The sequence below is a fragment of the Aeromonas enteropelogenes genome, from assembly GCF_020097295.1.
Taxonomy (GTDB): domain Bacteria; phylum Pseudomonadota; class Gammaproteobacteria; order Enterobacterales; family Aeromonadaceae; genus Aeromonas; species Aeromonas enteropelogenes.
In genome coordinates this window covers 1,144,426-1,158,610 of sequence record NZ_CP083625.1, presented here as the reverse complement: position 1 = coordinate 1,158,610, position 14,185 = coordinate 1,144,426, and the positions used below count along the sequence as shown (strand labels likewise).

The 14,185-nt window shown below is 60.8% G+C and carries 15 protein-coding genes; 9 read left to right on the top strand and 6 right to left on the bottom strand.

The genetic code is table 11. The features are described 5' to 3' along the window. Positions 1-134: 134 nt before the first annotated feature. Both envC and gpmM read right to left on the bottom strand, forming a co-directional pair. The gene (envC, locus tag LA321_RS05485; RefSeq protein WP_042070570.1) at positions 135-1,436 is read right to left on the bottom strand and encodes a murein hydrolase activator EnvC; all 1,302 of its coding nucleotides are present in this window, start codon (positions 1,434-1,436) and stop codon (positions 135-137) included. A gap of 9 nt (positions 1,437-1,445) precedes the next feature. Continuing rightward, positions 1,446-2,975, bottom strand: a complete 1,530-nt coding sequence (gene gpmM / locus LA321_RS05480) for a 2,3-bisphosphoglycerate-independent phosphoglycerate mutase (RefSeq protein ID WP_042070568.1) — start codon at positions 2,973-2,975, stop codon at positions 1,446-1,448. A gap of 245 nt (positions 2,976-3,220) precedes the next feature. On the opposite strand from gpmM, the gene LA321_RS05475 reads away from it, so the two are divergent. The 3 genes from LA321_RS05475 to gpsA are packed head-to-tail and all read left to right on the top strand — an operon-like array spanning position 3,221 to position 5,176. Then, on the top strand, positions 3,221-3,652 hold the full coding sequence (locus LA321_RS05475; RefSeq protein ID WP_042027311.1) for a rhodanese-like domain-containing protein: 432 nt from the start codon (positions 3,221-3,223) through the stop codon (positions 3,650-3,652). A gap of 46 nt (positions 3,653-3,698) precedes the next feature. Further along, entirely contained in the window at positions 3,699-4,169 is a 471-nt protein-coding gene (secB, locus tag LA321_RS05470) for a protein-export chaperone SecB (RefSeq protein WP_026457218.1), read from the top strand. A gap of 2 nt (positions 4,170-4,171) precedes the next feature. Next, positions 4,172-5,176 carry an NAD(P)H-dependent glycerol-3-phosphate dehydrogenase gene (gpsA, locus tag LA321_RS05465; RefSeq protein WP_042070567.1) on the top strand — a complete coding sequence of 335 codons (1,005 nt, stop codon included), beginning with the start codon at positions 4,172-4,174 and terminating at the stop codon, positions 5,174-5,176. Between the two features lie 72 nt (positions 5,177-5,248). Here gpsA and nfuA read toward each other — a convergent pair whose 3' ends face one another. Continuing rightward, a complete protein-coding gene (gene nfuA / locus LA321_RS05460) occupies positions 5,249-5,827 on the bottom strand; it encodes a Fe-S biogenesis protein NfuA (protein WP_026456827.1) in 579 nt (192 codons plus the stop codon). An 80-nt stretch (positions 5,828-5,907) separates the two neighbouring features. Then, the gene (locus LA321_RS05455; RefSeq protein WP_042070566.1) at positions 5,908-6,636 is read right to left on the bottom strand and encodes a ComF family protein; all 729 of its coding nucleotides are present in this window, start codon (positions 6,634-6,636) and stop codon (positions 5,908-5,910) included. Between the two features lie 38 nt (positions 6,637-6,674). Here LA321_RS05455 and bioH point away from each other — a divergent pair, with 38 nt between their 5' ends. The 4 genes from bioH (at position 6,675) to LA321_RS05435 (ending at position 8,863) form a co-directional block, all read left to right on the top strand. Next, positions 6,675-7,439 (top strand): pimeloyl-ACP methyl ester esterase BioH, encoded by a 765-nt coding sequence (bioH, locus tag LA321_RS05450; protein WP_042070565.1) that lies wholly within the window; start codon positions 6,675-6,677, stop codon positions 7,437-7,439. Between the two features lie 71 nt (positions 7,440-7,510). Further along, complete coding sequence (locus tag LA321_RS05445; RefSeq protein WP_042027316.1) at positions 7,511-7,744, top strand: flagellar hook protein FlgE; 234 nt, start codon at positions 7,511-7,513, stop codon at positions 7,742-7,744. 1 nt (position 7,745) lies between these two features. Next, entirely contained in the window at positions 7,746-8,501 is a 756-nt protein-coding gene (locus LA321_RS05440; protein WP_042070563.1) for a putative metalloprotease CJM1_0395 family protein, read from the top strand. Positions 8,502-8,584: 83 nt separating this feature from the next. After that, positions 8,585-8,863 (top strand): hypothetical protein, encoded by a 279-nt coding sequence (locus tag LA321_RS05435; RefSeq protein ID WP_042070561.1) that lies wholly within the window; start codon positions 8,585-8,587, stop codon positions 8,861-8,863. A gap of 57 nt (positions 8,864-8,920) precedes the next feature. Here the strand turns inward: LA321_RS05435 and LA321_RS05430 are convergent, their stop codons facing one another. Then, a complete protein-coding gene (locus LA321_RS05430) occupies positions 8,921-11,230 on the bottom strand; it encodes a Tex family protein (protein ID WP_042070559.1) in 2,310 nt (769 codons plus the stop codon). 194 nt (positions 11,231-11,424) lie between these two features. After that, complete coding sequence (gene greB / locus LA321_RS05425) at positions 11,425-11,898, bottom strand: transcription elongation factor GreB (protein WP_042027321.1); 474 nt, start codon at positions 11,896-11,898, stop codon at positions 11,425-11,427. Positions 11,899-12,125: 227 nt separating this feature from the next. On the opposite strand from greB, the gene ompR reads away from it, so the two are divergent. Together ompR and envZ are read left to right on the top strand one after the other, a co-directional pair. After that, complete coding sequence (ompR, locus tag LA321_RS05420; protein WP_026458451.1) at positions 12,126-12,848, top strand: osmolarity response regulator transcription factor OmpR; 723 nt, start codon at positions 12,126-12,128, stop codon at positions 12,846-12,848. Beyond that, the gene (gene envZ / locus LA321_RS05415; protein WP_042070558.1) at positions 12,845-14,155 is read left to right on the top strand and encodes a two-component system sensor histidine kinase EnvZ; all 1,311 of its coding nucleotides are present in this window, start codon (positions 12,845-12,847) and stop codon (positions 14,153-14,155) included. Before ompR ends, envZ begins: the two co-directional genes overlap by 4 nt. Positions 14,156-14,185: the final 30 nt, after the last annotated feature.

Here is a 14,185-nt window from a genome sequence, read left to right as displayed (position 1 = left end):
CCGAAAAATAGGTAATTTTTCATCACTTTACCGCCTCTTGTGCCGCACGTGGCAAATAAAAAAGCCTGCACTATGCAGGCTTTGTCGTTCCTGGGTCGCCGCTTTCGATGGGAGCGCGAGGCCGGGATCCCTGGTCAGCGTTTGGCCAGCCATTTGGCGGGGTTGATGGCTTCTCCCTGATAGCGGATCTCGAAGTAGAGGCCGGGCCTGTCCTGGCCGCCACTGTCGCCGACCAGAGCCACGGGTTCACCCTGTTCCACATTCTGGCCGACCTGGCGCAGCAGCGACTGGTTGTGGCCGTAGAGACTCATATAGCCTCGACCGTGGTCGATCACCAGCAGCATACCGAAGCCGTCCAGCCAGTCGGCGTAGACCACCTGGCCCGGCGCTACTGCCTTGACCTGGGTCCCTTCGCTGGCACCGATCAGGGTGCCCTTCCACTTGAGCTGAGCGGTACGGGGTGAGCCGTAGGAGATGAGGATGGGGCCCTGCACTGGCCAGCGCAGATTGCCATTGGTCTTGAGGCCGCTGTAGTGGCCGGCGCCGCTGATGCTGGAGCTGGATTCCGGCTCTTTGCTGGCCACTTGCTGCTGACTGGCCTGCTCCTCGGCGCGGCGTTGCTCCGCCAGCTTGCGCTGGCGTTCCTGCTCGGCCTTCAGCTTGGCGAGGCGTTCCCGCTCGCGGCGCTCCTGCTCTTCCCGTTTGCGGCGCAGCTCCTCCAGCCGGGCTTTCAGGGCTTTCTCCGCCTTGACCAGCTTGGCCAGCTTCTGCTCGTCATCCTGCACCGACTGTTGCAACTGGTTGCGCACCTTGGCGCGGCTCTGCTGGCTGGCCAACAGGGCCTGGTGGTGTTCCTGCTGTTCGCTCAGCAGGGCCTGCAGCCGGCTCTCGGTTTCTTTGGTGGCCTGCTGGTTTTTCGCCAACTTGGCGCGGGTGGCGCGCAGCGCCTCAATGGCTTCGATACGGGCCTTGTTGAGGTAGTCGTAGTAGTCGAGGGAGCGGCTCAGTTTGGCCGGGTCCTGCTGGTTGAGCAGCAGCTTGAGGTAGTCGTGGCTGCCCGCCTGGAAGGCGCTTTCCGCCTGCCTGGCCAGCAACTGCTTCTGATGTTTGGCCTGCTCTTCCAGATCCAGCTTGTCTTGCTGCAGACCAGCCAGCTTCTGCTGGTTCTGCTTGAGTTGCTGTTTGGTTTGGTTGAGCTTGGCCGCAGCGGCCGAGATGGCTTGCTCATCGGCCTTGAGCTGGGCATTGAGCTTGGTCAGCTCCTGCTTGCTCAGCTTGATGGTCTTCTGCTGTTCCTTGATCTGGGTCTGCATGGTACCCAGCTGCTGGTTGGTTGCCCAGGCCTGGCCCGTGCCGCCAAACAGGCAAAAAAACAGCGCGCCGGCCAACAGGCCGACGCGACTGGTTTTCTGTGAAATAACTTCGCATCCCCGCATGGGGAAGGATTATTTCAGAATCATCAGGGGCTTGCCAGTCATTTCCGGCGGCACAGGCAGACCCATCAGGGTCAGCATGGTGGGAGCCAGATCGGACAGTTTGCCACCTTCTACCACCTCGGCTTTGCGACCGAAGTAGATGAGCGGAACCGGCAGGTTGGTGTGGGCGGTGTGCGCCTGACCGGTCTCTTCGTCCATCATCTTCTCGGCGTTGCCGTGGTCGGCGGTGATCAGGCACTCGCCACCCACTTCGGCCAGCGCGTCGGTAACGCGACCGATGCAGTGGTCGACGGCTTCACACGCCTTGACGGCTGCATCGAACACGCCGGTGTGGCCAACCATGTCGCCGTTCGGGTAGTTGCAGATGATGACGTCGTACTTGCCGCTCTTGATGGCCGCGACCAACTTGTCGGTCAGTTCGCCAGAGCTCATTTCCGGCTGCAGGTCGTAGGTAGCCACTTTCGGGCTTGCCACGATCTCGCGATCTTCGCCGGTGAAGCAGGCTTCTTCGCCGCCGTTGAAGAAGAAGGTGACGTGAGCGTACTTCTCGGTTTCGGAGATGCGCAGCTGGGTCTTGCCCTGCTTGGCCAGCCACTCACCCAGGGTATTGACCAGGGCGGTCGGCGGGTAGGCGCAGGCGGTTTTGATGTCGGCCGCGTATTCGGTCAGCATCACGAAGTTCAGCTTGGGTTCGGCGGCACGAGCAAAGCCGGTAAAGTCGGTATCAACGAAGGAGCGGGTGATTTCACGGGCGCGGTCGGCACGGAAGTTCATGAAGATCAGGGCATCGCCGTCAACCATGGGAGCGGCTTCCCCGATGCGGGTCGCCTTGACGAACTCGTCGTTCTCGTCGCGAGCATAGGCGGCAGCCAGGGCCTCGGTGGCGGAAGCAGCGGTAAACTCGCCCTTGCCCTGGGTCATCAGGTCATAGGCCTGCTGTACGCGATCCCAGCGGTTGTCGCGGTCCATGGCGTAGTAACGGCCGATCATGGAGGCGAAACGCCCCTTGCCCAGCTTGGCGAACAGGGCATCGAACAGCTCGATGGAGGACTGGGCGGAGCGCGGCGGCACGTCACGGCCATCCAGGAAGGCGTGGAAGTAGATCTTCTCGGCGCCACGTTTGGCAGCCATCTCGATCATGCCCATGATGTGCTCTTCGTGGCTGTGTACGCCACCCGGGGACATCAGACCCATGATATGCACGGCCTTGCCATTGGTCACGGCAGCGTCAACAGCCTTGGCCAGTTCGACGTTGTTGAAGAAAGGACCATCCTGGATGTCTTTGGAGATGCGGGTCAGCTCCTGATAGACGATGCGGCCGGCACCGATGTTGACGTGGCCGACTTCGGAGTTGCCCATCTGGCCATCCGGCAGGCCCACGTCCAGGCCGGAGCCGGAGATCAGGGTGCTGGTGTAGTCACGAGCCAGACGATCGAGATTGGGAGTCTTGGCGGCGGCGACGGCGTTGTGCTCTTGCTTGGTGCTGTAGCCCCAACCGTCCATGATGACCAGAACCAAAGGTTTCTTAGCTGTTGACATAAGGCTATGTCCTCTCGGATTGGAAAAAATGCGGGAAATGAAACTAGCGTAATATTACTACATCTGCCGAAATAGTCACCTGATAGCCAAGGCGGCCTCCCATCGTCCAGTAGGGGGCTCTCCGCTCCTCCTGATCGGGCTCGCGCATGATGGGAGCCTGCTCGCGCTTTGCCGCCAAGATGGCTGATCTTAGCCACACCCCCATGTATACTCGGGCCCTTGTCTTGGTCCCTGGATAGTAGAAGATGCAAGAGTATTTGGATTTTGCGGCCCGCAACCCGCTGCTGACGGCAGCCTGGTTGGGCCTGGCGGGCACCCTGGTTTACACCACTGTGCGTGCCCGTTTGTCTCCGGTGAAAACCGTCAACAATCACACTGCCACCCTGCTGATCAACCGTGAGAATGCCACAGTGGTGGATATTCGTAGTCAGGAAGATTATGCCAAGGGTCATCTGGCCGGTGCCCAGCACCTGCCGCTCGCCCAGATCCAGAGCAATAACCTGGGTCCGGTTGAAAAGCATAAAGATGCCCCCATCATAGTGGTGTGCGAGTCGGGAATGACTGCGGGCGGCGCCGGCCGTCAGCTGAGCAAGGCTGGCTTCAAGCAGGTATATGTGCTCGGCGGTGGCATGGCCCAGTGGCGTGCAGAGAATCTGCCGGTCACCAAGAAACGCTGATGTAAGGGCCTGTGCCCACTTATCCATATAAAAGGAATCAAACGAAATGGCTGACGAGATCAACAACCAGGAAGTACAACCGGAATTCCACATCCAGCGTGTTTACACCAAGGATGTCTCCTTCGAAGCGCCCAACACTCCGCACATCTTCCAGAAAGAGTGGCAGCCGGACGTCAAGCTGGACATGGATACCAAGACCAACATCCTGGCCGACAGCGTCTACGAAGTCGTACTGACCCTGACCGTCACCTGCAAGCTGGGCGAAGAGACTGCCTTCCTGTGCGAAGTGCAGCAGGCTGGCATCTTCACCATCGGCAACCTGCCTGAGCCGCAGCTGGCTCACTGCCTGGCTGCCTTCTGCCCGAACATCCTGTTCCCGTATGCCCGTGAAGCCGTGGCCAACATGGTGAGCAAGGGTTCCTTCCCGCAGCTGAACCTGGCACCGGTCAACTTCGATGCCCTGTTTGCCCAGCACATGGCGCAAGCTCAGGCCCAGCAGGCGACCGCGGAAGCCTGATAATGGCTGACCAGATCGCTATCTCGGTCTTGGGGGCGGGGTCTTACGGCTCCGCCCTTGCCATTTCTCTGGCGCGCAATGGCCATCCGACCCTGTTGTGGGGCCACGATCCCGCCCATGTCGCCGAGCTGGAACAGGACCGCTGCAACAAGGCTTTTCTGCCTGATGTCCCCTTTCCCGCCGATCTGCAGCTGACTGCAGATCTGCAGCAGGCCGTGCAGGCCGCGCCCGTTTTGCTGCTGGTTGTGCCGAGCCATGTGTTTGGCCAGGTGCTGGCCCAGGTCAAACCCTTCCTGCGCCCCGACACCCGTATCGCCTGGGCCACCAAGGGTCTGGAGCCGGACAGCGGCCGTCTGCTGCAGGACGTGGCCCGCGAGGTGCTGGGTGATGCCATGCCGCTGGCGGTGATCTCCGGCCCCACTTTTGCCAAAGAGCTGGCCGCCGGTCTGCCGACCGCCATCTCGGTCGCCTCGACCCACGATGACTTTGCCGAGGATCTTTCCCAACTGCTCCATTGCGGCCGCTCGTTCCGGGTCTATACCAATCCGGACTTCGTCGGCCTGCAGTTGGGCGGGGCGGTCAAGAACGTCATCGCCATCGGGGCCGGTCTCTCCGACGGGCTGGGTTTTGGCGCCAATGCCAGAACCGCCCTCATCACCCGGGGCCTGGTGGAGATGCAGCGCCTGGGCGCCGCGCTTGGCGCCGATGGCAAGACCTTCATGGGGATGGCGGGGCTCGGGGACCTGGTGCTCACCTGTACCGACAACCAGTCGCGCAACCGCCGCTTCGGTCTGGCCCTCGGGGCAGGCAAGGATGTGGACACAGCCATGACCGAGATCGGTCAGGTGGTGGAGGGGTATCGCAATACCAAGGAGGTGCATCTGCTGGCGGCCCGCTGCGGCGTCGAGATGCCCATCTGCGAGCAGATCTTCAAGGTGCTCTACGAGGGGAAAAACCCGAAAGAGGCTGCCATCGCTCTCTTGTCACGAGACAAGAGGGACGAGTAATCTGCCGATTGCCCGATGCAAAAGGCCCCGCCAGTTGGCGGGGCCTTTTTTTGCCACTAAGGCAAGGCGTCATCAGTAGTAGGAGTGGTCGCCGCGCTGGTGCTCGGTGGCGTCTTTCACGCCCTTGAGCTCGCCCGGGAACTTCTCCAGCAGCTGCTTCTCGATCCCCTCTTTCAGGGTGTAATCGACCATGGAGCAACCGTTGCAACCACCGCCAAACTGCAGGATGGCGTAACCATCTTCGGTCAGCTCGGTCAGGGTCACCTTGCCGCCGTGACCGGCCAGCATGGGGTTCACCTCGGAGATGAGGGCGTACTCGATACGTTCGATCAGCGGGGCATCGTCGGCGACCTTGCGCATCTTGGCGTTGGGGGCCTTCAGGGTCAGCTGGGAACCCATCTGATCGGTGACGAAATCGATGGTGGCATCCACCAGGAAGGGGGCACTCAGGGGATCGACCATGCAGTCGAAACCGCTGAAGGGCAGGTGCTGATCTTCCGGATCGACTGCATCGGGCGGGCAATAGGAGACGCCACACTCGGCATTCTGGGTTCCCGGATTGACCACAAACACCCGGATATTGGTGCCGTCAGGCTGTTTTTCCAACAGTTTACGGAAATGTGCCTGGGCGGCGTCGGAAATGCTGATCATCACTATCCTCACAAACCTGAGTGTACGACTAGGGTATTCATGATAACGCGGTTATCCGGGCTTGGGTAGCATGCAGAGGGTTACTTGATGTGCTTGAGAGTACGGCATATTGCCCACACTTCAACCTTTGTGATGCCGCTCTCATGGAGCAGGCGGGTGAGCTGGCCCGCGGTGGCGCCTGTGGTCACTACATCATCAAGCAGGGCGACGTGACGATATTGATGGGAAGAGACTCTGAACGCGCCGCGCAGATTGCGCCGTCGCTGGCCTGCGGTGAGCCGGGTCTGCTGCGGGGTGGCCTTGATGCGCTGCAGCAACCGCTGGTCGAGCGGGATGCCGGTTATCTCGCCGAGTGCGCGACCAATCTCTTCCGCCTGGTTGAAGCCTCGCCACCAGTGACGCCACCAGTGCAGGGGCACTGGGATGATGGCTTCCGGCGGATCGCTTTGATCGAGATGGTCCGCCAACAGGCGGGCGAGCAAGGGGGCCAGCAAGGTCTGGCCTGCATATTTCAACCGGGGGATAAGCAGGGGGTAAGGCGTCTGATAGTCGCCAATGACCTGTAACCGTTCCCAGGGGGGAGGGCGACGCTGGCAGCGGCCGCACACCCATTGGCTCTCTTTCATATATTCCGACAAGGGCGCGGCACACAGGCGGCATCTGGGATGAGGCTGCCGCAGTGCCTCTCGGCACCAGCTGCACAGCAAGGGCTCGGCATCACAGGGCTGATGGCAGAGCAGACAACTCCCTTGCCAATCACTATGGCTGCCGAGCAGCGGACTTGCTTTGACGAGCAGTCGCTTTAACATGCTGACCCCAGAGACATGAACAAGGATCTTGAGTCTAGATGAGCGTATCGGTAGAGCGGTTTGGTCAGGGGCCCGATCTGGTGCTGTTGCACGGATGGGGGATGAACGGTGCCGTCTGGCATGGCATTGTTCCGTCATTTGCGGAAAATTACCGGGTACATCTGGTGGATCTGCCGGGGTTTGGCAACAGCCCGCTGGCCGATGGGGTCGATTACAGCCTCTCCTGGCTAGCTGAGCAGGTTGCGGCCGTATTGCCGGAAAAATGCCATCTACTCGGCTGGTCCCTTGGTGGTCTGGTCGCCAGCCAGATTGTCCTGAACCATCCCGAGCATGTCGCAAGCCTTATCACGGTAGCCAGTTCCCCCTGCTTTATGGCCCGCGACGAGTGGCCCGGGATCGCCCCCAAGGTGTTGACCGGTTTCAACCAGATGCTGGCAGGGGATTTTCGCCAGACCATAGAGCGCTTCCTCGCGATCCAGGCGATGGGCAGCGAACATGCCCGCGACGATATCCGTCAGCTGCGCCACTGGCTGGCTGAACGGCCGGCTCCGCAACTGGCCGCGCTGGAGGCCGGGCTCGGTTTGTTGGCCGACATCGATCTGCGCGATGAGTTGGCGTCGCTTTCACTGCCCTGGCTGCGGGTCTATGGCCGACTGGATTCACTGGTGCCCAAGGCGGTCATTCCCCTACTGGACGAGCGTTACCCCGCCAGTCGCAGCGTGACCTTCAACAAGGCCTCGCATGCGCCTTTTATCTCCCATCCAACGGAGTTTGTTGAAGCCATTAGGCATTTTATTGGCTAAAAAACAGCCTGAAAGCTTCATTAATCCTCCCGGGTGACGGATAATTAATCTGTTCCCAGAGGAGTTACATCATGCGTATTGAATCTGCCTTCAACAGCGGGGTGCAGGGGTTCCAGCGAGCTGAACAGATCGCCGATCGGGCGTCCAGCCAGATCGCCCGCCTCAACACCCCGAGTGGTGATCAGGTGCAAGTGACGGATGAGCTGGTCAACCTCAAGGTGGCGGAGATTCAGGCCGGCGCCTCCACCAAGGTGATGCAGACCGCCAGCGATATGATGGGCACCCTGATCGATATCCGGGTGTGATATGAACGTCAATGTCAGCCTGCCCACGCTGATCCCTACCCAGCTGCAACCCCAGGTGGAAGCGGCCAGGACGGATAATCGCCGGGCCGAGCTGATCCCGCAGACCCGGTCCGGACAGGCATCCAGCGCCGAAACCGAAGTCGGTTCCCAGAAAGAGAAATCGAAAGCCGGCCAGACGGCCAGCAGCACCTCGCCGGCCCAGAACAATCGTGAGTCAACTCAACCCACGATTCCCCATGCCCTGGATCACCGTTTTGTCGAGGCGACCAGTGAAGATGGGCAGCGCAAGCAGCAGGAACAGCAACAACGGCAGGAGCAACAGGTCAAGGAGCTGAGTGACCGAGATCAGGAGGTGCGTACCCATGAGCAGGCGCACCAGTCTGTGGGGGGCGCTTATGCCGGTGCGCCTACCTACCAATTTTCATTGGGGCCGGATGGCAAGCGTTATGCGACCGGCGGTGAAGTGTCTATCGATACTGGTGAGGTGGCGGGAGATCCCGAAGCCACCATTGCCAAGATGCAACAGGTTCGTGCCGCGGCCCTTGCTCCTGCCGAGCCCTCTGCCCAGGACTTGAGCGTGGCCCGCAGTGCGGCCGCAACAGAGGCCAAGGCCCGCAAGGCGCTGATGGCCGAGCATGATCCCGCGATCACGGGCGTGCTGAGTACTTACATGGATCGACGCAATCAGGTGATAGCCGGTCGTTACCAGCAGGCGGTCAGTCCGGCGGCTGGCCACTCCCTTAATCTCCAGGTCTGAATTCCCTGCGCGATACTTTTCTTTGTTCCCCGGTTTTGCAACTAATCTGAAGGTCAGGCCCATCCTATCTAACAGGAGCTGTCATGCACTTTGATGAAGTCAAACCGGAAGATTTCACCACCTTCTCCCGTGTTCCTCCGCCTCACCTCCAGATGGAGCAGTTTTTGATGCAGCTGGGTGGCGGCGGGACCGAGGGGACCCACTTCAAGAAGAAGGTAATGCTGGCGGCGGGTTGGAGCCATACCGGTGTAGTCTCCTATGGCAAGTATCCACAGGAGGCCTGCAAGGCATTCAATCGACTGCGGGAGGTGCTGGCCCAGCACCAGGATCCCGAGAGCATCCTGAACACCTTGAGTCAGTAAGCTCGCGCCTGGTGCAAAAAGCCCCTCGCGGGGCTTTTTGCATTTTCTGGCTGCGCTTTATTTCTTGGTCTTGGAGAGGGCTGCAGCAAAGGCGTTGCCCATGGCGCCGCCCATAGGGGCATTTTGACGCGATTCGTGTCTGGGCTTGGCATTGCCACCCTGGTGGTGATGCGGCTGTGTCGGTTTGCGTGCCGGCTGGCCGGCCTTCTCGTCCAGACGCATGGTCAGGCTGATCCGTTTGCGTGGCACATCCACCTCCAGCACCTTGACCCGCACTATGTCGCCTGCCTTGACCACCTCGCGGGGATCCTTGACGAAGCGATCGGTCAGGGAGGAGATGTGCACCAGGCCATCCTGATGGACGCCGATGTCGACGAAGGCGCCGAAGTTGGTGACGTTGGTAACCACCCCTTCCAGCACCATTTCGGGCACCAGATCGCTTAACTTCTCCACGCCCTCCTTGAAGGTGGCGGTCTTGAACTCGGGGCGAGGGTCGCGACCAGGTTTGTCCAGCTCGCCTATGATGTCGGTCACGGTGGGCACGCCAAACTGCTCGTCGGTGTAGTCGGTGGGCCTCAGGCTGCGCAGCAGGCTGCTGTTGCCGAGCAGGTTATCCACCGTCTGTTCCAGTTTGGCGAGGATCCGCTCCACCACGGGGTAGGATTCCGGGTGCACGGCAGAGCCATCCAGCGGGTTGCTGCCGCCACGAATGCGAAGGAAGCCGGCACACTGTTCGAAGGCCTTGGGCCCGAGCCTGCTCACTTTCAGCAACTGTTGACGGTTCTGGAAGGCGCCATGTTCATCGCGATAGGCGACGATGTTCTGGGCCAGGGTCTGGGAGAGGCCGGACACCCGGTTGAGCAGGGCGACCGAGGCGGTGTTCACATCCACTCCCACCGCGTTCACGCAGTCCTCGACCACGGCATCCAGTCGGCGGGCCAGCTGGCTCTGGCCGACATCGTGCTGGTACTGACCGACACCGATGCTCTTGGGATCGATCTTGACCAGCTCGGCCAGCGGGTCTTGCAGGCGGCGGGCGATGGAGACGGCGCCACGCAGGGAGACATCGAGATCCGGAAACTCCAGGGAGGCGAGCTCGGAGGCGGAGTAAACCGAGGCCCCGGCTTCGCTCACTACAATCTTCTGGGCCTTGGCGGCGGGGTAGCGTTCGAACAGGTCGCTCACCAGGCGGTCGGTCTCCCGCGAGGCGGTGCCGTTACCGATGCTGATAAGCTCGACCTTGTGCTTCTGGCACAGTTCGCTCAGGGTCTTGATGCTCTGATCCACCTGGCATTTCGGTTCGAACGGATAGATGGTCGCGGTATCGACCAGCTTGCCGGTGGTATCGACTACGGCCACCTTGACCCCGGTGCGGATGCCGGGATCCAGCCCCATGGTGCAACGCATGCCGGCCGGGGCCGCCATCAGCAGATCCTTGAGGTTCATGGCGAACACCTTGATCGCCTCCTCTTCCGCCGACTCACGGATACGACCGATGAGCTCGGTCTCCATCTGCAGTGAGAGCTTGATCTTCCAGGTCCAGCTCACTACCCCCTGCAGCCACTTGTCGGCGGGGCGGTTTTGCAGATTGAGCTTGAGATGGTGGGCGATGATCCCCTCGCAGGGGCTGGCGCTCTCGTCCTCGCCTGTGACCAGCGCCAGGTTGAGCACACCCTCGTTGCGACCGCGCAACATGGCCAGCACCCGATGGGAGGGGGCCTTGTGCAGCGGCTCGTCGTGCTCGAAGTAGTCCTTGAACTTGGCCCCTTCCTGCTCCTTGCCGGCCACCACGCGGGCGCGCAGGGTGGCGTTCTGCCACAGATAGTCGCGCAGCTTTTCCAGCAAATCGGCCTGTTCGGCGAAGCGTTCCATCAAGATGTAACGGGCACCGTCGAGGGCGCTCTTGCTGTCGGTAATGCCCTGTTCGGCATTGAGGAAGGCGGTGGCCTCCTGCTCCGGATCCCGCATCGGGTCATCAAGTAGCAGATTGGCCAGCGGTTCCAGCCCGGCCTCGATGGCCATTTGTCCCTTGGTGCGGCGCTTGGGTTTGTAGGGCAGGTAGAGGTCTTCCAGCCGGGTCTTGCTGTCGGCTTCGTTCAGCTCGCGCATCAGTTCGGGGGTGAGCTTGCCCTGCTCCTCAATGGAACGCAGGATCACCTGGCGGCGGTCTGCCAGCTCGCGCAGGTAGCCGAGACGGCTCTCCAGGGTGCGCAACTGGCTGTCGTCCAGGCCGCCAGTGACCTCTTTGCGGTAACGGGCGATAAAGGGAACGGTGGCACCTTCATCCAGCAGACGAATGGCGGCTTCGATTTGTTGCGGGCGAGCGTTCAACTCGCTGGCGATCTGTCTCTCAATGCTTTGCGTCATGGTATCTATTGAGCGCCTCTGTTGATCGATTCGCGCCATCCGGCGCCGAGTGTGAGCACTATATGGGGTCACGCAGGTGGATGCCACCCTGTCACGCCGGGATCGGGCGTCGTCGCTTCGAGCTGATTGGGAGATATGTCACCGGCTGGGGAAGGGGAAACAAGATTAGGGGAAGTGGCTCCTTCCCCTGCGTGCTACTTGGTGTAGCTGATTTCGTTGACATACCAGCAGGCATCACCGACCGGCGTGCGCACAATGGCCTCGTCGCCGACCTCTTTCTTGAGCAGGGCGCGGGCCATGGGGGAGTCGATAGAAATGTAATCCTTGCGACCGAAGATTTCGTCATAGCCGACGATGCGAAAGCGCTTGATCTCGCCTTCTTCGCTCTCCACCTCCACCCAGGCGCCGAAGAAGACTTTGCCCTCCTGGGCCGGGGAATAGTCGACGATCCCCAGCTCCTCCAGACATTTACGCAGATAGCGCACCCGCCTGTCGATCTCTCGCAACCGCTTCTTGTTGTACTGGTAGTCAGCATTTTCGCTGCGATCCCCCAGGCTGGCCGCCCATGCCACCTTCCTGGTGACCTCGGGGCGCTCCTGACGCCACAGGAAATCGAGTTCTTCCTTCAGCTTGTTATAACCTTCGCGGGTGATCAGCTTTGTCTTCATGGTGATCCGTGATCTGGTCAAATGGAGGAGGTCGAGTCTAACTGCACGGGAATATTAGCTTTTGTCATCCTGCTGTCGAGGGAAATCGTGGTCCGTGGCCAGGGGGCTGAGTTTACTTTGTCCCGGTGGGGAAGTAGGTTCCAGGTAATAACCGGTAACACATTTATGCTTTTCTCCCGTACTGACGGCCCCTAGTATTGAGGCAGATGATATTGAGAGGCAAAGCGATGAGTCAGCAGCAATACAAGATCCTGGTTGTGGACGACGATCTGAAATTACGCTCCCTGCTAGAGCGCTACCTGACCGAACAGGGGTTCGTGGTGCGCGGTGTGGCCAATGGTGAGCAGGCTGATCGTCTGCTGACGCGCGAAAATTTCAGCCTGATGGTGCTCGATCTGATGCTGCCGGGCGAAGATGGCCTCTCCATCTGCCGTCGTCTGCGCGAGGGGGGCAACCAGATCCCTGTGCTGATGCTGACCGCCAAGGGGGATGAAGTGGATCGCATCGTCGGGCTCGAGATGGGGGCCGACGACTATCTGCCCAAGCCGTTCAATCCGCGCGAGCTGCTGGCCCGGATCCGCGCCGTGCTGCGCCGCCACACCATCGAGTTGCCGGGGGCGCCCTCTACGGCCGAAAAAGTGGTCAGCTTTGGCGGTTACCAGCTCAATCTGGCGACCCGGGAGCTGAGTCGTGATGGCGAGCCCATGGCCCTGACCAGCGGAGAGTTTGCGGTGCTCAAGGTGCTGGTCAGTCACCCTCGCGAGCCGCTCTCCCGCGACAAATTGATGAATCTGGCCAGGGGGCGCGAATACACGGCGACCGAGCGCAGCATAGACGTGCAGGTCTCCCGCTTGCGGCGCATGCTGGAGCAGGATCCGGCCCAGCCTCGCTATCTGCAGACTGTCTGGGGATTGGGTTACGTCTTCGTCCCGGACGGTGAACGCACATGAAAAAAGCGGGTAGTATGTTCTCCCGCATGCTCTGGTTTCTGGCTGCCGTGCTGGTGGTCTATCAGATCGTCTCCTATGCCACTTTCTACAACTATCTGCTGGCGCCGACCGTCAAGCAGATCAGCCACTTACTGGCCAATCAGGTCAAACTGATTTTTCCGGTCGAGAGCAACCAGCTGGAGTTGAGCGACGATGCCGAGGCGCTGGTCTATGTGGCGACCGGTAGCGACATCTACACCCAGAGCGAGGCGGAACAACATGGGCTCAAGGAGTCCAAGCCCTATCGTTATCTGGCAGAGAACATCAGCGAGGAGCTGGGTGGCCCGACCAAGGTGCGGGTCGAGATCCAGGATCACTACATCATCTGGATCCAGCCACCTCAGGCCAGCAAAATCTGGGTGCGTATTCCCCTGACCGAGATCGAGGACGATGACATAGAGCCGCTGATCCTCTACATGAGCGTCTTGCTGGTGATCACCCTGTTTGCCGCCTGGCGTTTCGCTCGCCAGCTGGTGCGGCCGCTGGAAGATCTGGAAGCCGGGGCTGTCTCGGTGGCGCGGGGTAACTTCCCCGATGCGCTCGGGGAGCAGGGATCGCGGGAGGTGCGTCGGTTGACCCGCACCTTCAACCACATGTCCAGCTCCATCAAGGGGTTGATTGAGGAGCGCAACCTGATGATGGCCGGTGTCTCCCACGATCTGCGCACGCCGCTGACCCGCATTCGGCTGGCGACCGAGATGATGTCGTCCGGGGATGAGTACCTCAAGGAGAGCATCAACGCCGATATCGACGAATCCAACGCCATCATTGATCAGTTCATCGACTACATCCGTCCGGACGAGGTGAAGAACCTAGACCCTGTCGACCTGACCCAGCTGGTGCACGATGCCTTGCTGATGCATGCCGAGCAGGGGCTGGAGGTCGAGCTGGCCCTGCCGGAAGAGGCGGTGAGGGTGGCGTGTAATCCGGTCAGCATGCGCCGGGTGCTGAGTAACCTGTCGGGTAACTCATTACGCTATGGAGCAACCCGGCTGCTTGGCGAGTTGAAGGATGATGGCCACTGGGTGCGCTTGCGCCTCTCTGATGATGGGCCCGGGATCCCGGAGCAGGACCACTTTCGAGTGCTCAAGCCATTTACCCAGGGCAATTTGGCGCGCACCGCAGGGGGGAGCGGCCTTGGGCTCGCCATCGTCGCCCGGATCGTGGCCCAGCATCACGGTACCATCCGGCTGGGGTGCTCGGAGTGGGGAGGGCTGCAGGTGGAGATCCGCTTGCCGAAGCATCAGCCGCAGGAGTGGATGGATTGAAAAGGGGGCGTATCGAGTGATACGCCCCTT